A 24,859-nucleotide genomic window follows, 5' to 3' on the forward strand; every position below is an offset into this window, starting at 1 on the left:
GTTGCCATGAATCTTCCTGTCACAAGCCGGCCCCTGGAGCCGGCCTTGTTTGCCCGCACGCCTGGTTACGAGCGCCACCGGGTTGCGCCGGGTGGGTTGACGGTGATTGCCTTGCAGGCTGGGGATCGCTTGCAGGTCATTGATCTTGAAGGTGACCAGGCCGCTGAATTGCTGGCCTTTCTCGCCGATGGCCGCGAAGCGCTCTCGGCGTTGGGTTTGCAACGTACTCCCGGGGCACGCTTTATCGGCCAGAGCCTTGGCCAGTCCAGTCGTGAGGCGCAGCATGCTGTGGCGGGCCTGACGCAGCGCGGGGTGGATTGCCGTCATCTCGCGGATGCGTGCAGCCTCTGGCCGAGCGCCACACCGGCAGGCTTCAGCCGCGCAATGACCGCCAGTGCCGATCTGTTGGTGGTGGTCGCCGCACCGGGTGGGCGCGCATCGGTGGATGAACAGGGCAGGGCCAGCGAGTTGCGTCTGATCATTGAACGGGCCAATCCGACAGCATTGTGGGTGCCACCGCTGCCAGCGCCTTTGGGTGAGGTCATTGACGAGTTCACCATTACGCCGGGTACCGCGCGGGACTATCGAGTGGGCGCGGGTCAGTTCATTCAGGTAATTGACGTCGCCGGACGCCAGTGCTCTGACTTTGTCGCCTTCGATCGGCGCGGGCTGGATGTCGGCCGAGAAATTGACCTGGACCCCACGGTCACCCGCACCCTCAACGGCAGCGCCTATCCGGGGCCAGGCCTGTTCAGCCGTTTCTTCGACCGCAACCTGCAACCGATGCTGGAAGTGGTGCGTGACACGGTCGGCCGCCATGACACCTTTGCCTTGGCCTGCACCGCACGCTATTACGAATCCCAGGGCTACTTTGGCCACGAAAACTGCAGCGATAACATCAGCCGCGTGCTGGCCGCGCATGGTGTACAGGGGCGGGCGGGGTGGCCTGCGATCAACTTCTTCTTCAATACCGGCATCGATGCCCATCAGCACCTGACCCTCGATGAGCCATGGTCTCGTCCCGGTGATTACGTGTTGCTCAAGGCTATGACCGATCTGCTCTGCGCCAGTAGCAGTTGCCCGGATGACATCGACCCGGCCAATGGCTGGCAGCCCACCGATATTCATGTTCGCGTGTATTCCGAAAAGGAGCGTTTCAGTATCGCCATGACCACACGACAGACAGCTGACGCCGACCCGGTGCTGACCCGCAAAAGCGGTTTTCATGCGGGCACTTCAAGCCTGACCCGACAGTTCACCGACTATCGTGGCTTCTGGACCCCAAGCCGCTTTGATGGCTACGGCGCCCTTGAGGAATACCACGGCTGCCGTGAACGGGTAGCCGTGATGGACCTTTCGGCGCTGCGCAAATTCGAAGTGCTTGGCCCGGATGCCGAAGCGTTGCTCGACTATTGCCTGACCCGTGACGTACGCAAACTTGCCATCGGCCAGGTGGTGTATTCAGCGATGTGTTACGAGCATGGTGGCATGCTCGATGACGGCACTTTACTGCGACTGGGCCAGGATGCGTTTCGCTGGATCGGCGGCGAAGACCATGCCGGTGTATGGCTGCGCGAGCAGGCCGAAAAACTCGGCATGAAAGTGTGGATCAAGAGCGCTTCCGAACAGATTAGCAACGTCGCGGTGCAAGGCCCGCTGAGCCGTGAATTGCTCAAGCAGATGATCTGGACACCAGGCACCCAGCCTGCCCTGGAAGAACTTGGCTGGTTCCGTTTTCTGACTGGACGCCTCGATGACCATAACGGCCCGGCGCTGATGGTTTCGCGTACTGGTTACACCGGCGAACTGGGTTTTGAAATCTGGTGCCACCCCGATCACGCGATGCAAGTCTGGGAACGGCTCTGGGCGCTTGGCAAACCCTTGGGGTTGGTGCCACTGGGGCTTGAAGCCCTGGACATGCTGCGCATCGAGGCCGGGCTGGTATTTGCTGGTTACGAGTTCGACGACCAGACCGATCCGTTTGAAGCAGGGATTGGGTTTTGCGTGCCACTCAAAAGCAAAACCGCCGATTTCATTGGTCGCGAAGCGCTGTTGCGGCGTACCGCTCAGCCTCGACACAAGCTGGTGGGACTGGTGCTGGAAGGCAATGAAGTGGCGGCACATGGCGATTGCGTGCGGGTGGGAAGAGCTCAGGTAGGGGTGATCACCAGCGCGACGCGCTCTGCGGTGCTGGGGCGCAACATCGCGCTATGCCGACTGGATGTTGGGTATTGCGAACCGGGGACGACCGTGGAGGTCGGCAAACTTGATGGTCAGCAAAAGCGTATTCGCGCGCACGTGGCTGCCAGTACCGTGGCGTACGATCCAGACAAACTCCGGGTTCGTAGCTGAAGTCTTTCCATCGGTTAAAGGCGCCAGTGCAGGATGTATCTTGCACTGGCGCTTTTTTCTTTTAATTGGAAAGGAGGGGGCGTGCAGCTGCGTCCCCCTCAGAGCCATAGCTTTCTTCATCGTCAGAAATGCCGCCTTCCCGGATGAATCCGGTCCCACAGGGATCGCGTTGGATTTGAGGTTGGCACATACCCCGTGGGAGCGAATTCATTCGCGAAGAGGCCGTTACATCCACAACCTCTTTATCGTCAGGAATGCCGCCTTCCCGGATGAATCCGGTCCCACAGGATCGCGTTGGTGCAAACCCCGTGGGAGCGAATTCATTCGCTCATGCATACACTTTTGCAGGGCAATCAAGACAATGATTGTGCAGCAATGCCGAATCGAAAGCAGTCGGGCTTAATACCTTCAGCCCGACCATCAACCCCGAATAATCCTGAGACTCAGTTCGAGTATTTGTACCCGACCTCGCCGTGCGCTGCCAGGTCCAGGCCATCCACTTCAGCATCCTCGTCGACCCGCAAGCCACCGCACAGCATCGCAGCGATCTTGAATGCCACCAGGCTGCTCACCGCCGAGAACACGATGCTGAACAGCAACGCGCCGCCATTGACCATCAACTGACTGATGAGGTCACGGCCTTCAGCAAATCCTTGACCACCCAACGCTGTCATGGCAAATACCGGGGTCAAAAGCCCACCCAGAATACCCGCGACTCCGTGTACGCCAAATACGTCGAAGGCGTCGTCCAGGCCCAGCATCGGTTTGAGTTTTTCCACCGACCAGACACACAGAGGGCCTGCGATGAAGCCAAGGACGATGGCGCCCATGGGCCCGACGAAACCGCATGCCGGGGTAATTGCCACCAGACCCGCGATAGAGCCCGATACCGCACCGAACAGACTTGGTCGGCCACGGTGTTTCCATTCCACAAGCATCCAGCCCAGCGCACCGGCACAGCTGGCCAGCATGGTATTGACCATCACCAGCATGGCGAAACCATTGACGGCCAGCACGCAGCCACCGCAGAAACCCAGCCAGCCAACCCACAACAGTGAACCGCCGGTCATGGTCATCGTCATGTTGTGCGGTGCCAGCGCTGAGGTGCCGAAACCGCGTCGCCGACCGATCAGCCAGGCACCGACCAGCGAGGCAATACCGACATTGAGATGCACGACGTTACCGCCGGCAAAATCCTGCACGCCCAGACTGAACACCCAGCCACCGCCCCATGCCATGTGCGCCATGGGAATGTAATTAATGGTGATCCACACCGCCATGAACACCATCACCGCTGCAAACTTCATGCGTTCGGCAAATGCACCGACAATAATTGCCGGTGTAATGGCGGCAAACAGCAACATGAACAGAAAGTACAAATACTCAGGAATGGTCCCCACCGCTGTATGAATGGTTACGCCCTGCAAAAACAACTTGTCGAAGTTGCCAATGATTGCATTCAGCGAGCCGCCGTCGCCAAACACCAGACTGTAGCCATACACGGCAAAAATGACCGACATCAAGGCCGCCGTGCAGAACACCTGCATCATCACCGATAGCACATTCTTGGTTCTGGCCATACCACCGTAGAACAGCGCAAGGCCGGGCAACGTCATCAACAACACGACCAGCGAACACAGCGCCACAAACGCTGTGTCACCCGTGTTGATCACTGGCGTAGCTTCATCGGCATACCCTGAAGAGCAAGCCACAACAAGAGGGAGGCCGCAGATGGCGCGGCCTGTGCGAGTAAGGCGGATCATGGCTGAGTATCTCCAGAGGTCAGGAATTTCGCTGGCACGACCCTGCAGGGCAGAGTTCGTCAGCGCTTGGATTTACGCCTCAGGGTGAAATTATTCATTCCCTTTGAGTAAATTAGTTTCCTGTAAGGAATAGCAATTTGCTTGCCATTCCCGCCTTGGTCAGTGGCGCGGATCGACGTTATTGCCGAGAACTCGGCGTTTGCCTGTTGTGAGGAAAGGTTTTTGTTTGCAGCAGGTGCTGGATGCCAACAACGGCAATTATGCAGGCTGGGAATATGCACTGTTACTGCACACTTTCTCGAGTCGAGCGCTTTTATGGCTATATGCACAATGGGGTATTGCCAAGACATTCCCAAGTGTCGATCGCCTGCCTGTATGTTGCGACTTATCCAAAAATAGCAGCTACATATTTGCTAATTTCTTCTACTGCCAAAACAGGCTGTATGAAAATGCTCAAACAGACGAGGTGGTCAGCCGCCCACGATCAGCACGCCTCCCCACGTTCGTTACAAGGCAAAATGTCCAGGGCACGCCATTCCTTGATCATCTGGCGGCGATTGCGGGAGTAGCGTTCTGCAAGCACTTCAACGTGTGTCACGTTATCCAGGTCTATCATGCGAAATTTGCCGTCAGCCTCGCACCAGGCTGCTACTGAACGCCGGTTTTCAATAAACCCCAACATGATTGGCCAGATGATCTGGTCCATATCGGGTGCATGTGTGATCGACAACGTGATACGCAGCTTGCACTGGTTGCGCAGGGCACGGCGAATCTCGCTCAAGTCGATGGGTGTGGCATGGGATGCAGGGCCGCTGACGTAAAATGTTTCATCGTCGAAGGCCGGTCGCATGTCCGGAGGCAGGACAGCGTTAATCTTCGCTAATGCGTTTTTAACGGCGAAGGCAAACTTGTCGTCGGTATGACGACTGACCCATAAAGCGCCGGTTACCAGTGCCTGTATTTCTTCCTCCGTAAATGAGAGCGGAGGCAGAAGAAACCCCGGCTTGAGCACGTATCCCAAGCCAGGTTCGCCCTCAATCTCGGCCCCCATGCCCTGCAATGTCAGAACATCGCGGCGTATGGTGCGAAGCGATACTCCCAGCTCTTGAGCGAGTGTTCGTCCTGATACCGTTCTGCGATGACGCCGAAGCACTTGCATCAGCTCAAACAAACGATCACTTCTGGCCATAGCTACCCTATCTCGTTAACCATCTCGATGACGGCCTTACCGCCAGGTTTGCGACCGTTTTCGATGTCCCCGATCAGTTGTATAGCATCGTGTAGGGCCACAGATATGCCTATCGGGATTCTGAAGCTTCCTGCACTGGCAGCCTTGGCGAGCTTATCCAGAATTTCTGCTCGGGGCGATCCGATGATGGGTTTGAGTCGGCGATCAAAGATCGCTCGAATAAACTTGCCAGGGCCTGGGTTCAGATCCAGAAACACCCCTCCCGGGCGCAACATCGCAACCCCTGTCGAAACAGCGAGTGTCGCCGCAGTGTCGTAAACGACATCGAATCGGACCGCGATACTGGATACCTGTGTATTACGGTAGTCATAGACGGTTTGCAAACCGAGTGTTTTTGCCCTTTGTATGTCCCTGGTGCTGCAACTGCCTGACACGATAGCGCCATGCATAAGCGCTATTTGTACGGCGGCTTCGCCGACGGCACCCGCACAACCGTTGATGAAGACATGCTGTCCCGCTTGCAGCCTGGCTTTGTCGATAAGGCCGTTCCATGCGGTTACGCCAGGCGTACCAAGGCACGCAGCTTCCTCGAATGAAACATCGTCGGGCTTACGGGTTAGAAATGCTTCTTTTGTGATAACGGCCTCGGCAAACGCGCCGATTTCCTTGAATCGGGCCAACCCGAAAACCGCATCGCCCACTTTCAAACGTGTCACACCTGGGCCGACCGATAAAACCGTTCCGGAAAAATCCATACCCATCGCACGAGGAAATTTCTTCCCGGTGACGATTTTCATTTGCCCACTGCGCAACTTCCAGTCAATCGGATTGATCGCAGCAAACCTGACACTGACTGCAACTTCGCCTTCGCCTGGGGGAGGGAGGTCAAAATCCTCGACCCGCATCACTTCCGGCCCGCCGTACGTGTGATATTGAATGCGTTTCATGATACGTCTCCGAACCTGGTCCAATAGTTGAGCTGGCTTCGGAGTTGAATCTATAGCGGGATGTGGACAGTTTTTGTCACCATTCGGATGGGGCATGCCAACGCTATGGAAGGGGACCCATCGGTTCGAGTTCGCGGATGAGGTCAATGAGCAGGCGAAGGCCTACAGGAACCAGCCTGAAGCTTGAGTAGTAAATGTGAAAACCCGGATCGTAATGAGTCCAGTCCTCCAGAACTCGCTGCAGCGAGCCTTCCGCAATCTGTCGGTCAACGACCGTCGCGGGAACGTACATCAAGCCGGCGCCACGCATCGCCATTGCTACACCGACGCGGGTTTCATCAATCGTTATGGTGCCGGGCGCGTCAATCTCCAGCTGTTGATTCTCTTTCGAGAATTGCCAGTGATAGATGCGTGCGTTACCCAGGCGCACACGTAAACACCGATGTTGGTGCAGATCGTCTGGATGTTTCGGGGTACCGAATCGCTCAAGGTAATCAGGCGCTCCAACAACGGCCCATGCCACATCGGGAGACAGGCGTTGAGCGATCATGTCTTCGGGGACCGTGCCACCAAAACGAATGCCTGCATCGTGTCCGTCGCCGATGATATCGACCATCCGGTTGGTCACGGTCAGGTCGACCTCGATGTTCGGATAGCGATCGACAAATACCGGCAGAACGGGCCCCAACAGCAATTTGGCTCCGTCACTCAAGACGTTCAGACGAATACGCCCGGCGGGCTCGTCACGTAAGCGGTTCAGAGACTCAAGCGCTTGCCCGATATCATCTATCGGAGAGCTGATGAGGCCCTGCAACTCCTCACCCGCGGCCGTGAGCGTCACGCTTCGGGTTGTGCGATTAAGCAGCCGAACACCAAGCCGCGCCTCAAGGCCTTTCATGGCATGGCTCAGCGCTGACGCACTGATGCCCACCTCCAGGCCCGCCTTTCTGAAGCTCTGATGCCGAGCGATGGCGAGGAAATAAACAATATCGGCCAAATTCGTCCGGCTGAGCTGCATTGATGACTCCGTAGCCAAGTGAGTTGAAGGGTAAGGTCAGCCCAGAGCGGGCAAATGATCAATGAGCTTATCGAGCGTAATGGGGTAATCGCGAACCCTTATGCCGGTCGCGTTGTAGACAGCATTGGCAATCGCCGCGGCAGCTCCGGAAATACCAAGCTCGCCGACACCCTTGGCCTTGAGAGGTGTGGCGTAAGCGTCTACTTCATCGAGGAAAATAACCTCCTGATGAGGGATGTCGGCATGCACCGGCACTTCGTAGCTGGCCAGATCATGATTAACAAAAAATCCCAGGCGATGATCCACAATCATTTCTTCCATAAGCGCTGCACCTGCGCCCATGGTCATCCCGCCAATGATCTGGCTGCGGGCTGTTTTGGGGTTGAGTATCCGTCCTGCTGCACAGACCGCCAACTGGCGGCGAATGCGAATTTCTCCTGTGGCGGCATGGACGCCGACCTCGACAAAATGAGCGCCAAAGGTTTGCTGGGCATACTTTTTTGCCAGGGTGCCGAACTCCATGACGTCCTCGGCCATTACGTCGCCGTCCATTGCCGCTTGTGCCAATGGCATGCTTTTCAGACCATCACGAATCTGGCCATCGATAAATTCCGCTGTGGTTGGGTCCAGTCCCAACTTCGTCGCGATGGCTTCCCTGAGTTTCACACAGGCAGCGTAGACGCCCGCCGTGGATGAGGCTGCACCCCATTGGCCGCCTGACCCGGAGGACTCCGGGAAGCGTGAATCCCCTAAATGCACGTTCACCTTATCCATGCCCACACCCATCATTTCCGCTGCAGTCTGGGCAATGATTGTGTAGGAGCCAGTTCCGATGTCTGTCATGTCGGTTTCGACGGTGACGATGCCATCGCGATCCAGCCGGACGCTAGCGGCGGATTTCGTGGTGGGCGCTCCACGGATGGCGGATGCCATGCCCATGCCGCTCCACCAGCCGTCATGTAGCTCCTTGCCGGGCAGGGGATTACGTCGAGCCCAGCCGAAATGATCAGCTCCCGTATTCATGCACTCGACTAACTGGCGCTGCGAAAACGGGCGATCTGGCTGCTCCGGATCTACCTGCGTATCGTTGATGATGCGAAACTTCACAGGATCCATGCCCAGTTTCTCAGCCATTTCGTCCATGGCAATTTCCAGCGCCATCATGCCTGGAGCCTCACCGGGCGCTCGCATGGCGCTGCCTTCAGCCAGGTCGAGTTTGGCCAGGTACAAACGGGTCATGCGGTTCGCGCCCGCGTACAACGTTCGGGTTGATGCGGTGGCGGCTTCAGTACGACCACCGCGCAGATTGCCGGACCAACTCTCATGGCCGATGGCGGTGAGTGTGCCGTCCGGATTGGCACCCAGCCGTATTCTTTGAATCGTCGCTGGCCTATGGGTCAGGTTGTTGAACATCAGCGGGCGGGGAAGCGCTACTTTTACCGGCCGCCCGGCTTCTCTGGCCGCAAGAGAGGCCAACACGGCGTCACACAGAATGGTGCCTTTCCCGCCAAAACCGCCGCCAATGTAAGGCGAGATCAAGTGAATGTTGTCTTTGGGGATTCCAAGTGTCTTGGCCAGGTCTCTGACGCCCCAGTTCATTTGCTGAATGGACGTCCATAGCGTCAGTTTGTCTCCTTGCCATTGAGCAATGGTGGCATGGGGTTCCATCATCGCGTGGGCATGATCCGGGGTGGTGTAATGACCGTCGAGGGTGAAAGCTGCTTGCTTGAACGCGCCTTCGAAATCCCCGATAGCGGTTTGTGGAGGAGGGCCGAACGCACCCGGTGGGGGTGTCCTGGCCGACTCGCGCTGCGCTGCAAGGTCATAGGCACCAGCCTCTTTGACGTAATCGATGCGAAGCAATGCCGAGGCAGCCCGGGCTTGTTCCAACGTGTGGGCAACGACGATTGCTACTGCCTGGTGATAGTGATCCACCTCAGGGCCGGCAAGTGCGCGATCAACGTAAAATTCACCCCTGTCCAGATGCCCGGCATTTTCATAGGTTACGATTGCAATAACACCGCTGGCCTGGCGTGCTTCGCTCGAATCAATTGAGGAGATCCGGCCTTTGCCAATGGATGCACCTAATACATAGCCGTAGGCGGGCGCGCTGGCAGTGGCCTGCTGTTCGTAAGCATACGTCGCCGTGCCGGTTGTTTTCAGTCTGCCTTCAACACGATCCTTGGGTTGACCAATCACTTTCATTTGATCGATGGGGTTGGTGCTCGCAGGCGTCTCAAACTTCATGGGGCTTACTCCTTGTCAATCGACCGCCGTCTTGCGTCGCAGGTGCACTGGATGAAAACAGGTGTGATGGACTTTTCCATGGCTGGAGCCTATGGCACCAGGCTTGCGCTGATAACAGGGCTTTACAGCATGAATCCATGAGCAGGGCTCAGCAGTACTACGTGAAGTTCATGCAGTCTGAGCGAATTTATTCGGGAAGAGATCGGTACATCCGCCACATCATTGCTGTCTGGAATGCCGTTTTCCCGGATGAATCCGGTCCTACCAGTCTCGCGGCAAACATAGGGCCTGTAGGAGCTGCCGAAGGCTGCGATCGCGGCGTGTCAGGAGAAAGGCTTCGCAGCCTTCGGCAGCTCCTACAGAAAATGCATCGCCCGTACATCACCTAAAAGCCGCCCAAATCCATTGCTGAACAGATTTCTGGCACATGTTGCATCATTCGAGGTCAGAGTTTTGCTCGGTCGTCCGACATCTCGGCGAGCGCCCTTACTCCACTTTGACGTGGACCCCATGACGTTTAAAGGATTGGCAACATGGAAGAGCAACGCACGCATACCGTGATTACAGCCCCTGGGCAGGTTTATGTAGACCCCACAAACTTGGGTGATAAGGCCAACAGCGTCGCCATGCAGGCGGATGGCAAGATACTGGTTGCCGGCTTCAGTACCTATGTTCTGGGGCGCTTGGGCGATTCTTATGAAGAGCACGAAACACGCGACAACTATTCGGTGATTCGCCTCAATACGGACGGTACGCTGGACACCACGTTTGGAGAAGACGGCGTGGTGATGGTTCAGGCTAGCGTAGACCAGGACCAGGGTATCTATATGACGGTACAGCCGGACGGCCATATCCTGTCAGCCGTCGCCGGGCCGTTGGGCGTGCGTGTTCAGCGCTTCAATGAGGATGGCGTAGCGGATACCTCCTTTGGTGGCACGGGGGTTGTTGACGTCGATATTCCGCCCGCCGACAACGGCGGACATATTACGGTGAATCCGGACGGGACCCTCTACATCACGGGCATGGAGGGTGACTACCCATCCGTGGCAAAGCTTAACGCTGACGGTTCCCTGGCCACTGAGTTTGGTGATAACGGCAAGTTCACCTTCACCGGTGGAGGTGAATTCATCGGGGTTTACAATTCAACGACAGTACAACCTGACGGCAGCTTTCTGTTCGGCGGCAATTACTCGGCAATGAGTGACTACTCCTACAGCATCGTCAGGGTCTCTGCTGACGGAGAACTGGACACCAGCTTTGCTGACAACGGCACCCTGGTGTTCGAACAGTCGTTTGGGCTACAAGGGCAATCTGCGGTCACTGTGCAGCCCGATGGCAAGATCATCGTTGCAGGTACCAGCACGACTTACGACGCCGCTACAGTAGTGCGCCTCAACGCGGATGGCAGCTTTGATACCAGCTTTGGCGACAACGGTGTTGTGCACCCGGCATTGGGTGCCAATGAAGGCTACTCTGCGCGTGGCGTAACCGTACAGGAAGACGGCAAAATCGTGGTTGTCGGTCAAGGTGGTTACGCCATTACCCGGCTTAATGCTGACGGATCTCTGGATACTACGTTCGGTAGTCAGGACGGTAATCGCCACATTGATGGCTGGACCGGCGCGGACAACCTGATTGGCAACGATCAGGCTGAAATCATAAAGGGTCTGGGCGGCGATGACGTATTGCAGGGTAACGGCGGGCGGGACGTCCTGATCGGCGGCACCGGCGCTGACATTTTCAGGTTCGACGCGGTGGGCGACAGCTTCCGTACCGGCACCACTACTGGCAGTGACCGTATTGTTGACTTCGACGCGACTCAAGATCGTATCGACCTGATTGGCATGGGTTTTACAGGCCTGGGTAATGGTCTGGACGGCACGCTTTCACTTCAGGTGAACGCAGAGGGTACGCGTACCTACCTGAAAAACTTTGAAACCAACGCTCAAGGGCAACGCTTCGAACTGGTGCTTGAGGGGAATTACCTCGATCAGTTGAACACCGACAACCTGGTATTCGAACCGGTGAACATCAAAGGCACCGCAGGCGCTGACGTGATCAACGGCTCGGCCATCGCCGAGATAATCCAGGGACTGGGCGGTAACGACCATATCAATGGCGGCGGGGGAGATGACGTTATCCAGAGTGGTGCCGGTCGCGACATCCTGGACGGCGGAGAGGGCGCAGATACCTTCCTCTACACCTCCATCCGCGATAGCTACCGCACAGCCACGGACAGCTTCTCCGACGTCATTGAAAACTTCGACAAGAGGTTTGATCACATCGATGTCTCGGCACTGGGCTTTACCGGGTTCGGAGATGGTACTGGCGACACGCTTAAACTCAGTTACAACGCAGAGTTGGGCCGCACTTACCTCAAGAACTACGAGACCAACGACCTGGGCCAGCGCTTTGAGTTAACCCTGGACGAACGCTGGCCGTTGACGGAGCTGCAAGATACCGTAATCTTCGCGCCGCAGAACGTCGCCGCCGCATCTGTAGAGGTGGAGCTGGTGGGCGCTCAATCAGAACCTGCGCAGGATTGGGCGTTCTCCTGAGTTATAGAGCCTGAATTAGAAAGGCTGAGTTATAAAGCCTGAGCGGCTCTTTCTAGCGCTTGTAAAACAACGAGCCCCGGTAGCTTTGCAGGCTACCGGGGCTCTTTAGTGATGCCCGTGCGTACAGAATTAACGTTAACGGTTGTGCCTGAGAATATAAAAATTCAGCGCTGCCGCTACGGAGAGCCACGCCAGATAGGGCAGTAAAATCAGGCCCGTAACGACGTCCAGCTGGAAAGACATCACGACCATGGTCGCGACTACCACCCAAAGCAGCGCAAGAACTACCATTGCGATGACGATGCGGTGCGCTCCAAAGAATACCGGTGTCCACAACGTGTTCAGCGCTATTTGTGCAGCCCAAAGCGCGAGCACGATCTCGCTGCCGGGGATCAGGGTCAAGCGATACCCTGCCCATGCGAGCAGCAGATAGATCGTCGTCCACGCCACCGGGAAGGCCCAGTTCGGCGGGGTGAAGCCTGGCTTTTGAAGTGACTCGTACCAGGCCCCGGGTTTGAAGATGATCCCCGTTGCGGCGGCAGCACAGCATGCGAGTAGATAAATGTAGAAGGTCATAGGTATCCCTGAACGGAGAGCATGTGATTCTGAAAAGGCAGTGCCTGTATCGGGATTGGATACTTATGTGATGAAAAAGTCCGTACCGGATTCAACAATCAGCCGCGTTCGGTGGTAGATACCTTTGACTCTTGATTGACGCGCACTCAGGGCCTGCTCGTCAGCCCCGTTTTCCTGAAGCCTTGGTATAGTCACCGCTCATTACGCGCAAGGAGACGTTGCAGGATGTTCAAGCTCAAGTCGTTTCGCGAAACCGTCGAGGCTATTGCTGCATGCTCTGATGATCGGGCTTTGTGGAGCCAATACGTCTGGGTCTACGTTCAGGGCGACACAGCATTGCTGGACAGCCGCTTTTACCTGGTTACGCGCGATGACGAGGACGAGGATGAGCGTCGCGTTTCGGAATTTGGCGCTCAGCACGACCTGTCCTCGTGCCTTGAGGCGGCTACTTTTGCAGACGTGTTATCGGTACAGAAGCGACAGCGGCCGCACTCTAGCCTTGAAGACTACGCCATCGCCCTTGAGCATTATTCTGAGCGGGATGCTTTTCTGGAGGTGCCGGGCGGTGATGACCCCAAGGCCGCAGAACCCGGTTTGGCGCGGGACTTATACGCCGAGTACGATCTTTTTCTGGCTGAATGCGCGCCTGAGCGGTTGAGTGTCGCGGCGAGAGAGGTCAGCGCGGTACTTGAAATCAACGTTGCCAGTGCGCTAGCGGGATGTCGGGCGTTGCCCTTGTGTCTGGGAGAGCGCATAAACGGCGATCAGTGTATGCAGATCGAGGCGCGTTTTTCCGCGCTCTCGATTCCGTTGCAGCGAGTGACCCATCGCTCATTTCCCTGGCAGTAAGCAGGCGTCAGGTCTCCCGGCGAATGAACGGGTAGTCGTGATCAATCAGTTGTTGCAGGTAATGATCGAAGCTGGACGCAATCACTTCATAGTTATCCGGGTCATGCAGAAAACGCATGATCTGACCTACCGTCCCACCCGTTGCCGGGTTGAAGTCAATATACAGCCTCGAAGTGCCCCCGTTGTTGAGGCAATTTGAAAAGCAAAGCCGCTCGTTCATGCCCACCGTGCGATCAATGCCTTCTCCGGCCAGCTCGCCTTCCTCATCCGGCCAGCCTTCATAAATTTCGTCGATGCTTTCGGTACAAAAGCCGTCAGCCTCGGCAAGTATGTCTTCTACCGAATTCAGGTAGTAAGGCAAACCCGCCAGATCGGAGCCCAGCATCAGTACTACGGACTCGTCGTCCGGGCGCTCCCAATGCGTGCCGTCGAAATGGCCAAGCAGTTGCAACAGGCTAGCCGGGCACAACGGATAACGATCGGTGAGCCGCTGCAGGTCAGCCGCTGAAGCGCCGTGTGCGTGTTTCAGTAGATCGAGATCTTCGGCCGGTAACACCTCGCGCAGACCGGCAAGATAAGTTTCGACGATGCTCATGATGGGGTGCCTTTAAAAAGAAAAACTGGATTCAGGTTGCCACGTTTATCGTCCAGGCTGAGCTGTAAAACCCTGGACTTACAAAACGTCAGTAGTCTTCATCCTCGAAAACGAAGGCGTAATTATCGTCAATCAACTGTTGCAGGTACTGATCGAAGCTCGGCGCAATCACCTTGTAACTGTCAGGATCGTGAAGAAAGCGCACGACCTGACCCACATTGCCGCCGGGCCCTGGATTAAAGTCGATATACAGTCTGGAACTGCCGCCATTGTTCATGCAGTGCGAGAAACACAGACGCTCATGCATGCCCAGCGTTATGTCGATCCCGGGGCCGACGAGGTCGGGTTCGTCAAGATAGCCTGCATAAATTTGTTCAATGCTTCGGGTGTAAGTCTCAATTTCTTCAAGGATCTGATCGACCGAACTGAGGTAGTAGGGGTACTCGAATACATCGGAGCCAAGTATCAGGACCATGACTCTGCCGTCCGGATAATCCCGGTAATGCGTGCCGTCGATCTGGCCGAGCAATTGAAGAAGGCTTGCCGGGCACAACGGATAACGATCGGTGAGCCGCTGCAGGTCAGCCGCTGAAGCGCCGTGTGCATGTTTCAGCTCATTGAGTTGTTCGGCTGGTAAGGCTTTGTGCAGGCCGGCGAGGTAGGTATCGACGATGCTCATGATTCAAGTCCTTGTATAACTATTGGATATCCCGGTATTCGCGGTTTCAGCTGGAGGGTGACTCCATCCATGTCCTGAATTCGTCGGCCTGGTCTGGAGTGTTGAGAGCGGTAACCCAGGCAATCTCGTCTTCCGGGCACTCAAAGTCCGAAACCGCAAACACGTAAATGGCATTGTCGAAGGTCGTTGTCAGCTTTTTCAGGGCGATGACAGATTGCTCGAATACATGTTTGCGATGTGCCACGAAATTGTCCTCGGTGGTCGCGTCGGCAAGGTTCCAGAGCATTTTGCATAGATCGTTGAAGTAATCCCCGGCGTAGGCTTCGTGGCTCCATTCGGCGGGATACCACTTGAGGTATTGCCATTCCTCGGGATATTCAGCTTTGACACGTTCCAAATGGTCTTGAGTGTTAAAGGCGGGTACCAGCGTTCGTGCATCGCCGTCGGAATACAGCGCGAATCCGCAGACCTTTGCGTTCGGGAAGTCCGCTCGAAACTGTTCGATGGCGCTCATGGACGCTTTCAGGACATCCCGTTGAAACTGCTCAATGTTCAAAGTCGACATGGGGTTCTCGTGGCAGCTTATGGCTAACGATCATTGTTCATCAGCGCGGGTCTGGCTGAAATTCCATGAACGCATCGTTTTGGTAAAAGAATTCGAAGGCCTGGAAGTAGTTCTCCAGCGATGCGTGAGTCAATTGCTGGTCGGCGTTGAAGATGACGTCCTCAATCATGGCCTTCTCCAAGGTCTCCACCCAACCTTCACTGGCCACCTGCGGGGGCAGGTAGTCGGTGGAATCGGGTGCGAAATCCCGGCTGTCCAATGAGAACGCGCCGCGGGTATCTAGCGTCCATTGAGTCGCTGGCAAGTAGAACCAGCTGTCAGGCATGTCTGCGATATTCTGCAGTACTTCGCGAATGCTGTAAGTTTTCATCAGGCCTCACTCAGGCTGTTCAAGCAGCGGTATCAAATCATTCCATCAGGTTGAAAAAACAATCACAGCCTGTGGGGTGAAGTCATTGCTTCGATTAATTCAAAGGTGGCGGGCTCTGCCGAAGAAGTGGCTGCTGCCTGCTCCAGCAAGTTATCGAGAACATGCTGCTCTGCGGCCGTCAGTTCCATTTGTAGGTAGTCAGGGTCGCGCTCGTAGTACAGCAAGTCAACGTTTTCCAGGGTCATGTTGATACTACGCTGCAATAGAGCCGCGTCGCCGGTGGCTGTCGCTCCTATCAGATAAAACAGGGCGATAAACGCGTTTTGTGCATAGCTCGCTTCCTGCTCACTGAACTCATCGGTGTCAGGTATGTGGGCCTCGATCTCTGCGTGCAGGTCGCGGCTCTCGCTGGCTCGTCCGGTGATGTAGACCGATAAGCCGTGGCAAAAAAGATCTGCCAGACATTGGTTATAACGACGATCAAACATCTCGACCAGACGCAGACTTCTGAGCGTATAGCTGGCGATCACCAGTCTTTGTTGCTGCGCGGACAATGCCTGATAGTCAGGCTGGTGGATTAGGTCGTGTACGGGGTCGATGTCTTCCATTTGATTACGCTCAGTCCTCTTCAACGACAGCTTTGATCAATGCCTCAAGGGATGAAAAAACCTCTGCGTCATCGATGAAAGGATTTCCCGAGTCCTGCAGGTAAAACCGAGGCTCTGCCGAGCGCTCCAGTAATACAAAGCGACCGCCAGAGTCGTCACCAATGAGCAGGTGATCAGGAAAAGACGTCGCTATGTCGTAGGTCTCTTGCCGTTCAGCGATGTGGTCCGTGGAATAAATGAGCACAAGGTCTTCGATCATCGCGCCGTTGCACTGCGCCCAGAACCCGGTTATCCATGCCTCCGATTTTATGTTGCATTGCTGCATGGCCATAGCGATGTCTTCGACACTCGCAGGCGGATTTTTGTAGTCGTAGCGCAAGCTCATTGGAGTACACCCATTGAATTAAAAGCCTGAGGCGGCTACTGAATAGGAGATTAACTCCACGTGTTCATTCAAAAAAGAACTTCATGAATCCATCCACGTCGGCGCCCTCAACATCACCCACTACGTCTCTGACTCTATCCAGAAAGGCAGGTTTGGGACTCAGGTCGTCGTCGAGGGTGTCATCATTGAATTCCTGCAATTGCACCGTGATCCCGGCTTGTAAGGCGTTGAGCAATGAAACGATATCTGAAGCGACCTTGAACGACCTTTTCTGAATCGATCCGTAAATGGCAGAACAGGCATCGTGGCGGTCATAAACCAGCACATCGCCATTGCGATCTGCGAAAACGGTGAAGCCTTCTTTCCAGCCCCACGCAGGGTCTTCATCGTCTATGACATGCCAACCTTGCTGTGCTTGTTCCAGCCTCAGTGGGCCATAAAGTTCCAGGCCGAAGTCTGCGCCAATCATGGGGTCGGCCGAGAGGTCTATGTGCTCGAAATACCTGCGCATCAGGCCCGCTTGCGGCATCTCGGCGATGGCCGGAAGATTAGCCGGGGCGGCGTTAAAGGTGAGGGCCCCGAGCGAGCCAGGCCAAGCATTGAATTGCGCTACAAACCGTTCAAATGCCTGCAACGACTCATCCATGCTATTTCCCTCTGACCGTACGTTGATGTTGGAGCGTAATTCTCGTCGCCAGGCTCGTTCAAATAATATGTTCGGGCCGCCCGGCTGCAATCCAGGCCGCAAAGCGTGCATCCATCGCAGCAGACAGTTGGTCGTAATGGTCCCAGCTGTCCTCAACGCTGTAGAGGATTTTAATGCTGACGCCAAAGGTCTGCAGGTAGTCGTCGACGTAGCGACTGTCGTTATTCAAACCTTCGTAGTAGGCAACGGCAAATGCATTGCCGGTTTCAGAGAACTCCTGGTCGGTCAGCTTTTCGTCCAGTACGTTCATTAGAAACTGTGCGCCGGTGAGGGTGCGAGCCTTGAGTTGGGCAAGTTCGCTCTCGGCATCTTCTTCCAGTTCTTCGCTGGCCAGGTTATTCATCAGCATCCACGCGAGAAACATACCGATATGAGTGGCGCCAGCGGCTTTTGGCAGATGCTTGGGGAAGGTGCCCAGGTAGTGCCAGGAGGCATCGTCATATTTCATGTATTGCTCCATTCAGAAGGTACATATGAGTCACGAAGAGCAAGTCATGCAGGTGATGACCAAAGTCGATCTCAGTGCGATATGCTCATGCCATAAAGACGTCGTGCAGCAGTTTTGTAGTGGGGGCACTGAGCGCTGCGTGTCCTCGGTTGTGAATTTCGGAGATGTTTTTCATGATTGTTCAAGATTTGAATGCATTGTGGAGTCTCGTTCGCGCAGACGGTTTTTTTGAAGCGTTGTGTGCAGGCAACCCTGACTGGGACTCGATGCTTGATGCCCGCGATGAGGCGGGGTTTGATGAGCAATGGTCCCGGCATCACCTCATTGTGCAAAGCACTCCACTGACCGGTGAGGTGATTGAAAACATCACCCTGTTGAGAGAGTGGGTATTCAAAAAAGTTTTTTCAGTCTCGGACAATTCCGAGCTTGCAGGGTATGTCAGCGATGATTTCGGTCTGATTGCTTATCACCTCGAAAGCAATACGGACTCTGCGTGGGTAACGGGGCTACTGGATGCTTATGTCCACAACCAGTTCCCCCACAGCCCTTGATGCGCAGCCATCAACTTTTAGTCAGCACGGTGCCGGGCATGTGCAGTTGCACATAGCCGATGACACACAGCATCGAAACGCCAAACAGCCATTGCAACGGGCTGAGTCCGGCAATCCGATAGATCGCCTGCAACGGCTTTCGCCAACGGTACTGACGGTCTGCAGGCGCGGCACCGGCAAACCGCAGCAGGCCTATGGCTCCGGTCAGCACATAAGCCGCGAGGCCGAGTATCCCGAGCAACTTCCATATTAGAAATCCGAGTGCTAGATAACCGCCGCTGTTACGGATCACGAGGTATCGACGATCCTTGATCAGATTGTGTCGCACACACCATAGGCTGATTTGCAGGTCCACGTCATACAGGTATTGCGTCAGCGACGCCCAGTGGCTCAGTAACCATTTACCGACGTAAGCCGCCAACACGCCGCCCGCGATATAGAGTGGCAGCAGGATTATTGTGACCGTGAACATGAAGTCGGGTTGATCCATGCTGTTCAGGATCAGGCCGAGGGTGATGACGCAGGCGCTGCGTTTCAGCCCGTAGGGCGGCGCCTTTTGTACGACAAGTGCCTTCCAGAACCTGGGGTTGTGGTTAGGGAATATTCCCAGCAGGTCAGGGTACTGACTGGCAAAAATCTCTGACAGTTGTTCGCAGGCGTGCCAGTCTTCCTCGCCAAAATCAGCAGCCAGTTGCGCTTGCTGTGCAGGGGCGGTGCAGAGCAGAAACAGAGTGGCGGCATTGGCGCGCGCACTGGGTTGTTGTTCGCGCAGTTGCATGAGGCTGCGTAACTCGTTAAGCCAGGCTTGTTGCTCGCAGCGCCGACGCAGGTATTGCCATGACTTATCCGCAATGGGCACCACTGCCGCTTCATCGTCCCAACCGAACAACTGGCAGACGCGCTGGAATAGTGCGGGCGACCAGCTTTCAGTGTTGAGGAACAGATTCAGGACGTGCACCTGCAGTGCCTGGCGGCGTGAAAAATCACTGAGCCAGCCTTGACGGCTGTGCTGCTCCAGGCAGTCGAAAAAATACGCGTCTTCGCCTGCAGCCATGTGCTGATCAAGGCGGTTATAAAGCACTGTGGTGAGAGCAAAGGCAAGCCGTTGTTGCTGAAACTCGCCACCAATGATCTGCTGCCACGGCGTCAGCCATTGACGTTTTTCCAGACCCCACGTCAATAGCGCAGTGTGCGCTTCAGGGTCGTCTGCACATCGCTGGAACAGAAGACGCTCGAACTCAGGGCCACAGCCTTTGGCCGAGGCTGTATCCCAATACTGCTCAACGTCTGCGTCATCAAATCTGGAGAACAGCTCGACGGCTTGCTCGTAGGGTGAAGGTGTCGGGTTGAGAGGCTCATGGGGGTGGCTTCTGACAACAAAGGGTTCAGCCATGAAGTCAGCAGCAGCTTGCTCGCTCTCGTCCAGGCCGCCATCACGCATGATCTGCAGGGCTTGCTCATACGCTTCACGCAGTCGCTGGAAGGCGACCGGATCTTCGTCCGGGCGCGTGGTCTTTAGCTGTCTGGCGTATTGGCGCTTGATGCTGCGCTCATCGGATCCGGCAGGCAGGCCCAGTATTTCCCAGCAATCGAAAGTCGACACCATGGCTCAGTATCCGCCGCCTCTTTCCAGCCGCGCGATGCGCTCGCTCAGGTCACTACGGGCCTGACGAATGATGTGTTCGTCCTGGGTTGCCAATGCCTGCTGAAACCGATTCGCACAGCGGTCAATCTCCTCACGAAGATCGCCCAGGCTCTCCTGATACATGCGCTCCAGACGGGCGACCAGCAGGGTATTGATCTGCTGATCACGGGGATGCACTTTCAGTGCGGCAAGCGCTTGCAGACGCTCGGCAATTTCTTTGGTGCTCAGTACGCCCGGGTTATTTTCGATGACCAGTACGTGCTGCTCGCCGGTGGCAGGGATGCTCACCTGACATTCCAGAATGCCGTTGTTGTCGTAGGTAAAGCGTACGTCGAGATCCACGGGGCCTTTTTGTGGCGGGACGGGAATATCCAGTTCACCCAAGGCAATGTTGTCGCGTACCAGGCGACTTTCGCCCTGGTAAATGCAGACCATCACACTGTCCTGAAAATCATGAACCGTCGACACAGTTTTAACCCGGCTCACCGGGACTGTGCTGTTGCGTTCAATGATCGGTAAATAGTGGCCGTTCTCACGATCCTTGCCGACTCTTTGCGAGATCTCGATGCCCATGGTGTAGGAGCAGACGTCTGTAAGTATCACTTCCTCAAGTGCAGCACTGCGTGATTTCAACGCAGCCTGTATGGCTGCGCCGTGGGCCACGGCTTCGTCAGGGTTGAGATGAATCGAAGGAAAACGACCGAACAGGCCGGCGGCAAGTTTACGAACCAGTGGCATACGTGTGGTGCCGCCCACCAGCAATACTTCGTCGAGTTCGTTGATGCGGATTTTGGCATCACGCAACGCGCGTTCGATGGGGTTGCGCAGACGTTCAAGCAAGGGGGCAAACAACGTGCTCATATCGTCCTGGGTGAAAACGTGCTTCCACTCTTTGCCATCTACCCGCAAAACGAACTCGCTGTCGTTGTCCTGCCCGAGTGCCTGGCGCACACGTTCGGCTTCGCGGCGTAGCGGCTGGATGATCGACTGTGGGGCGGGAAAATCAGGCTGGTCGCGTTGGGTCTGGATGAAGCGCTCGGCCAGCAAATGGTCGAAGTCTTCACCGCCGAGGTAGTTGTCGCCAGCGCTGGCACGGACCTCCACGACACCGTCGAAGAGCTCAAGAATTGACACGTCAAAGGTGCCGCCGCCCAGGTCGAAGACCAGGAACGAAGTCTCTTTGTCGCGCTGAGGCAAGCCATAGGCCAATGCGGCTGCGGTCGGTTCGTTGATCAGTTTTTCGACTTTCAGCCCGGCCAGTTCACCCGCGATGCGGGTGGCCTTGCGCTGGGCATCACTGAAATAGGCCGGGACGCTGATGACAGCCTCGGTCACCGGTTCGCCGTAAGCGCGCTCAACATCTTCCTTGAGACTGCGCAGTACCAGCGCCGACAATTCCTCGGGGCGAAATGACCGTGAACCCAATTGAACGGTATGGGCGCTGCCCATGTGGCGTTTGAACAACGCTGCGGTCTGGCCGGGATGAGTATGCAGGCGCTCGCGTGCAGCCTGGCCAACCAGTATCCGGCCTTCCTCATCCAGCCCTACGACCGAAGGCGTCAGGACATGGCCCAGTACATTGGGCACCAGCACGCTGGCATCGTTATGCCAGACGGCAACCAGACTGTTAGTGGTGCCCAGGTCAATTCCGACAATCATTAATTTACTTCCTATCCCTGGTTTGACGACGCGTTGCTGTGATGAGCCTGAGGGCTGAACGTAGCCATTTGAGATCACCTTTTGAAATGTTGGTTCAATACTGGCACGCTCGAGTAATCGGTGAGAGATTCCATGTTTGTCTGCGAACACAATCTTTGTGGGAGCGAATTCATTCGCGAAGAGGCCGGTACAATCGCAGCCTTATCGCCTGGAATGCCACCTTCCCGAATGAATTCGGTCCCACGGATCAGTCATCAACTCGATATCCTGGTCAGCCTTTGGAAGTGACGAATGAAAACTGAGGCAAACATAGAAACCTTCAGCCCCGGTGTGGTTATTTTCGACCCGGTCGTGTTGCACCGTTTTGTCGCTGAGCAGTGTCCTGATGCCTCCAATCTTTTTGAGGTGTTCGTCGAGCAAAGCGAAACAGGGCGGCTGGCAGTGCAGAGCGGGGCGGTTGTGCCCTTGTATCCACTGCCCGAGGAAGACTATGTGTTTCGTTTGCTCAATGAGCGAGAGTTGCCCTTTGAACAACGCAGCGAAGCGGTTTTTCGATACACGGATATTCCACTGAACGTCACCAGCGGCCTGTTGATTATTGCCGATCTGCATGCCTTGACGGATTGGGACCCTGAGTTCTTTCTGAATTACAAAGCCCGGCTCTCAGATCGCCTGGGGAATAGTGATTATCTGGATATTTTGCCGGGGCTCTACGCATTGAGCATCACTGGCCTCAGTGAGTTGAATGAAGGATTCTCACGAAGCGTCTATGAGTTGGGGATCACTACTGTCGAGTCGTTACCGGTTGTGCGTGATGAGGCAAATTTTGATCAGTGGGATTTCAGGATCAATCGGGCATAAACAAGTTTTCGCGCCAGCAGGAGGTTTTTCCTGAGTAAAAAAATGCACATAGAGAACTACAACCCGATTCATGAGTCCATGACAGGCGCATGCAAGGATGTGCAGTTTTTATTGGCTGATCAGTCACCAGAGACAACAGTATCAGTATTGATTGTTTACGCTGGCGAGGTGTCAATGGCAGACAGTAATGAGTACGTTGCGGACAGCATACGGATGTGGGTTTCGTCTGGCTTCTACACGGCTGAAGAAATGCACGCGATGGTCGATGACATCGTTGACGGCGACTGTGATGTTTCCGCGCTGAAGGCGTTGATCCTGCCGGAGCTGCAACGCAAGCTCGACGCAGAGCGTAACTGGCCGCAGGTAACTGCCTGCGATCGACTCGATGATGTGTTCTATCACCTCCATGAAGACGGTATCTGTGCCCTCCAGAATGCGGGCTATGAGACGTCGGATGGTTTTACGGAAGTGGCTGAAGCGCTTGACGAGGCCCCCGATGATCATTATCACGGCTTTTGCTTTTATCATGGGCAAGACGTTGAATGTGTTATCAAGAGTGATGTTCTGTACATCGCCTTTGGGGCGATCAGTGATGATCCTGCACAGGCTCTCAAGGTGGGGCAACGGCTGGCCACAGTGTTGAAAACTGCTGGGTTTGAAGTCGTCTGGAATGAAACCGTCGAGCGGTGTGTGGAAGTTCACAACTTCAAGTGGCAACGCAGAAGTCCAGTGGCTGACAGTGGACTGGATGCGTTATCCACGCTTCATTAATGTTTTTATTTATGTATTATCCCCGGACTTTTTCTCGCTAAGGAAGACAATCGATGTCAGTCATCAGGAGTGTTTGGGCAGTGCTTTTCAGTATCTGCCTGTTGGGTTCATCCGTTGCAATGGCCGAAGAGGCCCGCCCGGAAGTCGCTGATAAAATGTTCGCTTACAGTGGCGAGAAGGGCGTCAAGGTCTGGGTCCTGCGCATCGGCGATCGGTCTGCCAATGAAGCATTGGTGCAGGTGGCGGGTGTCGATCACGAGTGGAACTTGCGCATTCAGAAGATGAAAGTCGAGAGCACCAACAAGGACACTCGTTATTCCGTTCAGAGGGACGGCAAGCCCTACGAAGTACTGCGACTTGATCGAGATAATGGCGAGCTTTACCTGCCTGGTGAAAGCCATGAACTGCGTGTCAGCTACAACGACGAGTTGTCCATGACCGGCCGTCCGCAGTGGTTCCTGACAGAGTTCCTTGACCAGAAGTAAGGTTGTTGTCTGGCCTGATCGCATCGCATGTGCGCTCGGGCCTGTCAATATCAGGAGATCCTGTTCATTGGGAAAGGTCGACAGCGTGAACAATGCACCTGAAGCAGCCATGATCTGCGTAGACATGAACGGCAAGGATCCGATGCTGGACATTCCCTGGCCAGAGATACAAGGCAACCAGGCTGTATTTATCGAGCGGATTAAACTCGAGCAAGCAGACCTGGAGATTCTGGGCAGCCAGATTGAAAGGGAACTCTATCTGTTTGGCGGCAAAGTCAGTACCGGTGAAGTCCACCCTGAATATGGTGAATTGTTCTCGGTTCATTACCTGGTCATAGAGAAACAACTGAACAGTGGAACGCTGATTTACCACCCACTCTCACAAAATGGAGAAGTGACGTACAGCCGCAAAGGGGAGGCCACGCGGCCTGTTTGCGTTGACATGATCAAAAAGAAAGACATTCTCTTTCTGCGTCGCCCACCCAGATGGAATGCGTCCGAGGCCAGCATCCCGGCCTGTAACGGACAAATGTTCCATTTCTGTTCACAGGTGTACCTTCCGCAAACCGCGACCAATCGTAAATCCCTGACCTTTGTTACCACCGTGTTTTTATTTTTACACGTGCTGGAGCAGGATGAGTTACGGGTGCAGCTTTTCGCTCAGGACACTTCGGAGCAAACCGCTGAAGGGCACTATCGGCTGGAAAGCCAGATGATGCGCTTTGAAGAAGACTACAACGAACCTACGGTTGTTTTGCAGCTCATTCGGGCCGGCAACAAACTCTTCCACGAGTACCTGCTCAATCATCCCAAAGCCAGCAAACAAACACTGGAGTTGCTGGCAGAGCACGGTAAAACCAAAGCGCTCAAAGCCGAGGCTGCTAAAAGGGCTTCGACCAAAACCTGATGCCCTAATGGTGAAGCGGTTACGTCGCAAGGTTTCTCGATCAGCCCCCCGTGCGGGCGAGGGTTGATGTATTTAGCCCGTTAGCAAACCTTTAAATGGCGTCTTCAACGGACGCTGCAGGACGC

24 protein-coding genes are annotated in these 24,859 nt (G+C 55.4%); 8 read left to right on the forward strand and 16 right to left on the reverse strand.

What is annotated here, in order from left to right; translation table 11 throughout:
- Positions 1-6: 6 nt before the first annotated feature.
- Positions 7-2,352 (forward strand): DUF1989 domain-containing protein, encoded by a 2,346-nt coding sequence (locus tag K3169_RS15430; protein ID WP_263267087.1) that lies wholly within the window; start codon positions 7-9, stop codon positions 2,350-2,352.
- A 443-nt stretch (positions 2,353-2,795) separates the two neighbouring features.
- On the opposite strand, the gene K3169_RS15435 is transcribed toward K3169_RS15430, so the two are convergent.
- The 5 genes from K3169_RS15435 to paoC all read right to left on the reverse strand — a co-directional run bounded on the left by K3169_RS15435 (position 2,796) and on the right by paoC (position 9,516).
- The gene (locus tag K3169_RS15435; protein ID WP_263267088.1) at positions 2,796-4,115 is read right to left on the reverse strand and encodes an ammonium transporter; all 1,320 of its coding nucleotides are present in this window, start codon (positions 4,113-4,115) and stop codon (positions 2,796-2,798) included.
- 484 nt (positions 4,116-4,599) lie between these two features.
- Positions 4,600-5,304 (reverse strand): helix-turn-helix transcriptional regulator, encoded by a 705-nt coding sequence (locus tag K3169_RS15440; protein ID WP_263267089.1) that lies wholly within the window; start codon positions 5,302-5,304, stop codon positions 4,600-4,602.
- A gap of 2 nt (positions 5,305-5,306) precedes the next feature.
- The gene (locus tag K3169_RS15445) at positions 5,307-6,251 is read right to left on the reverse strand and encodes an NAD(P)-dependent alcohol dehydrogenase (protein WP_263267090.1); all 945 of its coding nucleotides are present in this window, start codon (positions 6,249-6,251) and stop codon (positions 5,307-5,309) included.
- A 103-nt stretch (positions 6,252-6,354) separates the two neighbouring features.
- Positions 6,355-7,269 (reverse strand): LysR family transcriptional regulator, encoded by a 915-nt coding sequence (locus tag K3169_RS15450; RefSeq protein WP_263267091.1) that lies wholly within the window; start codon positions 7,267-7,269, stop codon positions 6,355-6,357.
- A 36-nt stretch (positions 7,270-7,305) separates the two neighbouring features.
- Positions 7,306-9,516, reverse strand: a complete 2,211-nt coding sequence (gene paoC, locus K3169_RS15455; protein ID WP_263267092.1) for an aldehyde oxidoreductase molybdenum-binding subunit PaoC — start codon at positions 9,514-9,516, stop codon at positions 7,306-7,308.
- Positions 9,517-10,049: 533 nt separating this feature from the next.
- Between paoC and K3169_RS15460 the strand changes: the two genes are divergently transcribed.
- Positions 10,050-12,074 carry a M10 family metallopeptidase C-terminal domain-containing protein gene (locus K3169_RS15460; RefSeq protein WP_263267093.1) on the forward strand — a complete coding sequence of 675 codons (2,025 nt, stop codon included), beginning with the start codon at positions 10,050-10,052 and terminating at the stop codon, positions 12,072-12,074.
- A gap of 135 nt (positions 12,075-12,209) precedes the next feature.
- Here K3169_RS15460 and tspO read toward each other — a convergent pair whose 3' ends face one another.
- Positions 12,210-12,650 carry a tryptophan-rich sensory protein TspO gene (gene tspO, locus K3169_RS15465; RefSeq protein WP_263267094.1) on the reverse strand — a complete coding sequence of 147 codons (441 nt, stop codon included), beginning with the start codon at positions 12,648-12,650 and terminating at the stop codon, positions 12,210-12,212.
- 225 nt (positions 12,651-12,875) lie between these two features.
- Here tspO and K3169_RS15470 point away from each other — a divergent pair, with 225 nt between their 5' ends.
- A complete protein-coding gene (locus K3169_RS15470; protein WP_263267095.1) occupies positions 12,876-13,499 on the forward strand; it encodes a hypothetical protein in 624 nt (207 codons plus the stop codon).
- A gap of 7 nt (positions 13,500-13,506) precedes the next feature.
- Here the strand turns inward: K3169_RS15470 and K3169_RS15475 are convergent, their stop codons facing one another.
- The 8 genes from K3169_RS15475 to K3169_RS15510 all read right to left on the reverse strand — a co-directional run bounded on the left by K3169_RS15475 (position 13,507) and on the right by K3169_RS15510 (position 17,855).
- A complete protein-coding gene (locus K3169_RS15475) occupies positions 13,507-14,094 on the reverse strand; it encodes an SMI1/KNR4 family protein (protein ID WP_263267096.1) in 588 nt (195 codons plus the stop codon).
- Between the two features lie 88 nt (positions 14,095-14,182).
- On the reverse strand, positions 14,183-14,773 hold the full coding sequence (locus K3169_RS15480) for an SMI1/KNR4 family protein (protein ID WP_263267097.1): 591 nt from the start codon (positions 14,771-14,773) through the stop codon (positions 14,183-14,185).
- 46 nt (positions 14,774-14,819) lie between these two features.
- The gene (locus K3169_RS15485; RefSeq protein ID WP_099271379.1) at positions 14,820-15,338 is read right to left on the reverse strand and encodes a DUF4303 domain-containing protein; all 519 of its coding nucleotides are present in this window, start codon (positions 15,336-15,338) and stop codon (positions 14,820-14,822) included.
- 40 nt (positions 15,339-15,378) lie between these two features.
- Positions 15,379-15,708, reverse strand: a complete 330-nt coding sequence (locus tag K3169_RS15490; protein ID WP_027900408.1) for a hypothetical protein — start codon at positions 15,706-15,708, stop codon at positions 15,379-15,381.
- A gap of 62 nt (positions 15,709-15,770) precedes the next feature.
- A complete protein-coding gene (locus K3169_RS15495; RefSeq protein ID WP_231675502.1) occupies positions 15,771-16,316 on the reverse strand; it encodes a hypothetical protein in 546 nt (181 codons plus the stop codon).
- Between the two features lie 10 nt (positions 16,317-16,326).
- On the reverse strand, positions 16,327-16,701 hold the full coding sequence (locus K3169_RS15500) for a hypothetical protein (RefSeq protein ID WP_049826949.1): 375 nt from the start codon (positions 16,699-16,701) through the stop codon (positions 16,327-16,329).
- 64 nt (positions 16,702-16,765) lie between these two features.
- Positions 16,766-17,347 carry a hypothetical protein gene (locus tag K3169_RS15505; protein ID WP_231675503.1) on the reverse strand — a complete coding sequence of 194 codons (582 nt, stop codon included), beginning with the start codon at positions 17,345-17,347 and terminating at the stop codon, positions 16,766-16,768.
- Positions 17,348-17,405: 58 nt separating this feature from the next.
- Positions 17,406-17,855: a hypothetical protein gene (locus K3169_RS15510; protein WP_263267098.1), complete on the reverse strand. Its 450-nt coding sequence runs from the start codon at positions 17,853-17,855 to the stop codon at positions 17,406-17,408.
- A 173-nt stretch (positions 17,856-18,028) separates the two neighbouring features.
- Between K3169_RS15510 and K3169_RS15515 the strand changes: the two genes are divergently transcribed.
- Positions 18,029-18,406, forward strand: a complete 378-nt coding sequence (locus K3169_RS15515) for a hypothetical protein (RefSeq protein ID WP_231675505.1) — start codon at positions 18,029-18,031, stop codon at positions 18,404-18,406.
- A gap of 10 nt (positions 18,407-18,416) precedes the next feature.
- On the opposite strand, the gene K3169_RS15520 is transcribed toward K3169_RS15515, so the two are convergent.
- Positions 18,417-20,012 carry a J domain-containing protein gene (locus K3169_RS15520; RefSeq protein ID WP_231675506.1) on the reverse strand — a complete coding sequence of 532 codons (1,596 nt, stop codon included), beginning with the start codon at positions 20,010-20,012 and terminating at the stop codon, positions 18,417-18,419.
- Positions 20,013-20,015: 3 nt separating this feature from the next.
- A complete protein-coding gene (locus K3169_RS15525; RefSeq protein ID WP_263267099.1) occupies positions 20,016-21,710 on the reverse strand; it encodes a molecular chaperone HscC in 1,695 nt (564 codons plus the stop codon).
- A gap of 291 nt (positions 21,711-22,001) precedes the next feature.
- Here K3169_RS15525 and K3169_RS15530 point away from each other — a divergent pair, with 291 nt between their 5' ends.
- From K3169_RS15530 to K3169_RS15545, 4 genes are all read left to right on the forward strand, one after another.
- A complete protein-coding gene (locus K3169_RS15530) occupies positions 22,002-22,571 on the forward strand; it encodes a hypothetical protein (protein ID WP_231675508.1) in 570 nt (189 codons plus the stop codon).
- Positions 22,572-22,613: 42 nt separating this feature from the next.
- Positions 22,614-23,342 (forward strand): DUF6891 domain-containing protein, encoded by a 729-nt coding sequence (locus K3169_RS15535; RefSeq protein WP_263267100.1) that lies wholly within the window; start codon positions 22,614-22,616, stop codon positions 23,340-23,342.
- A gap of 53 nt (positions 23,343-23,395) precedes the next feature.
- Entirely contained in the window at positions 23,396-23,827 is a 432-nt protein-coding gene (locus K3169_RS15540; protein WP_122706690.1) for a hypothetical protein, read from the forward strand.
- A gap of 85 nt (positions 23,828-23,912) precedes the next feature.
- On the forward strand, positions 23,913-24,734 hold the full coding sequence (locus K3169_RS15545) for a hypothetical protein (protein WP_263267101.1): 822 nt from the start codon (positions 23,913-23,915) through the stop codon (positions 24,732-24,734).
- Positions 24,735-24,859: the final 125 nt, after the last annotated feature.

Origin of the sequence: Pseudomonas phytophila (genome assembly GCF_025643095.1) — a bacterium.
In the GTDB taxonomy this organism is placed as follows: Bacteria; Pseudomonadota; Gammaproteobacteria; order Pseudomonadales; family Pseudomonadaceae; genus Aquipseudomonas; species Aquipseudomonas quasicaspiana.

Excerpts from the sequence above, each read along its gene's own strand:
- K3169_RS15430 (WP_263267087.1), top strand. The coding sequence starts at position 7 with ATGAATCTTCCTGTCACAAGCCGGCCCCTGGAGCCGGCCTTGTTTGCC.
- K3169_RS15435 (WP_263267088.1), bottom strand. The coding sequence starts at position 4,115 with ATGATCCGCCTTACTCGCACAGGCCGCGCCATCTGCGGCCTCCCTCTT.
- K3169_RS15440 (WP_263267089.1), bottom strand. The coding sequence starts at position 5,304 with ATGGCCAGAAGTGATCGTTTGTTTGAGCTGATGCAAGTGCTTCGGCGT.
- K3169_RS15445 (WP_263267090.1), bottom strand. The coding sequence starts at position 6,251 with ATGAAACGCATTCAATATCACACGTACGGCGGGCCGGAAGTGATGCGG.
- K3169_RS15450 (WP_263267091.1), bottom strand. The coding sequence starts at position 7,269 with ATGCAGCTCAGCCGGACGAATTTGGCCGATATTGTTTATTTCCTCGCC.
- paoC (WP_263267092.1), bottom strand. The coding sequence starts at position 9,516 with ATGAAGTTTGAGACGCCTGCGAGCACCAACCCCATCGATCAAATGAAA.
- K3169_RS15460 (WP_263267093.1), top strand. The coding sequence starts at position 10,050 with ATGGAAGAGCAACGCACGCATACCGTGATTACAGCCCCTGGGCAGGTT.
- tspO (WP_263267094.1), bottom strand. The coding sequence starts at position 12,650 with ATGACCTTCTACATTTATCTACTCGCATGCTGTGCTGCCGCCGCAACG.
- K3169_RS15470 (WP_263267095.1), top strand. The coding sequence starts at position 12,876 with ATGTTCAAGCTCAAGTCGTTTCGCGAAACCGTCGAGGCTATTGCTGCA.
- K3169_RS15475 (WP_263267096.1), bottom strand. The coding sequence starts at position 14,094 with ATGAGCATCGTCGAAACTTATCTTGCCGGTCTGCGCGAGGTGTTACCG.
- K3169_RS15480 (WP_263267097.1), bottom strand. The coding sequence starts at position 14,773 with ATGAGCATCGTCGATACCTACCTCGCCGGCCTGCACAAAGCCTTACCA.
- K3169_RS15485 (WP_099271379.1), bottom strand. The coding sequence starts at position 15,338 with ATGTCGACTTTGAACATTGAGCAGTTTCAACGGGATGTCCTGAAAGCG.
- K3169_RS15490 (WP_027900408.1), bottom strand. The coding sequence starts at position 15,708 with ATGAAAACTTACAGCATTCGCGAAGTACTGCAGAATATCGCAGACATG.
- K3169_RS15495 (WP_231675502.1), bottom strand. The coding sequence starts at position 16,316 with ATGGAAGACATCGACCCCGTACACGACCTAATCCACCAGCCTGACTAT.
- K3169_RS15500 (WP_049826949.1), bottom strand. The coding sequence starts at position 16,701 with ATGAGCTTGCGCTACGACTACAAAAATCCGCCTGCGAGTGTCGAAGAC.
- K3169_RS15505 (WP_231675503.1), bottom strand. The coding sequence starts at position 17,347 with ATGGATGAGTCGTTGCAGGCATTTGAACGGTTTGTAGCGCAATTCAAT.
- K3169_RS15510 (WP_263267098.1), bottom strand. The coding sequence starts at position 17,855 with ATGAAATATGACGATGCCTCCTGGCACTACCTGGGCACCTTCCCCAAG.
- K3169_RS15515 (WP_231675505.1), top strand. The coding sequence starts at position 18,029 with ATGATTGTTCAAGATTTGAATGCATTGTGGAGTCTCGTTCGCGCAGAC.
- K3169_RS15520 (WP_231675506.1), bottom strand. The coding sequence starts at position 20,012 with ATGGTGTCGACTTTCGATTGCTGGGAAATACTGGGCCTGCCTGCCGGA.
- K3169_RS15525 (WP_263267099.1), bottom strand. The coding sequence starts at position 21,710 with ATGATTGTCGGAATTGACCTGGGCACCACTAACAGTCTGGTTGCCGTC.
- K3169_RS15530 (WP_231675508.1), top strand. The coding sequence starts at position 22,002 with ATGAAAACTGAGGCAAACATAGAAACCTTCAGCCCCGGTGTGGTTATT.
- K3169_RS15535 (WP_263267100.1), top strand. The coding sequence starts at position 22,614 with ATGCACATAGAGAACTACAACCCGATTCATGAGTCCATGACAGGCGCA.
- K3169_RS15540 (WP_122706690.1), top strand. The coding sequence starts at position 23,396 with ATGTCAGTCATCAGGAGTGTTTGGGCAGTGCTTTTCAGTATCTGCCTG.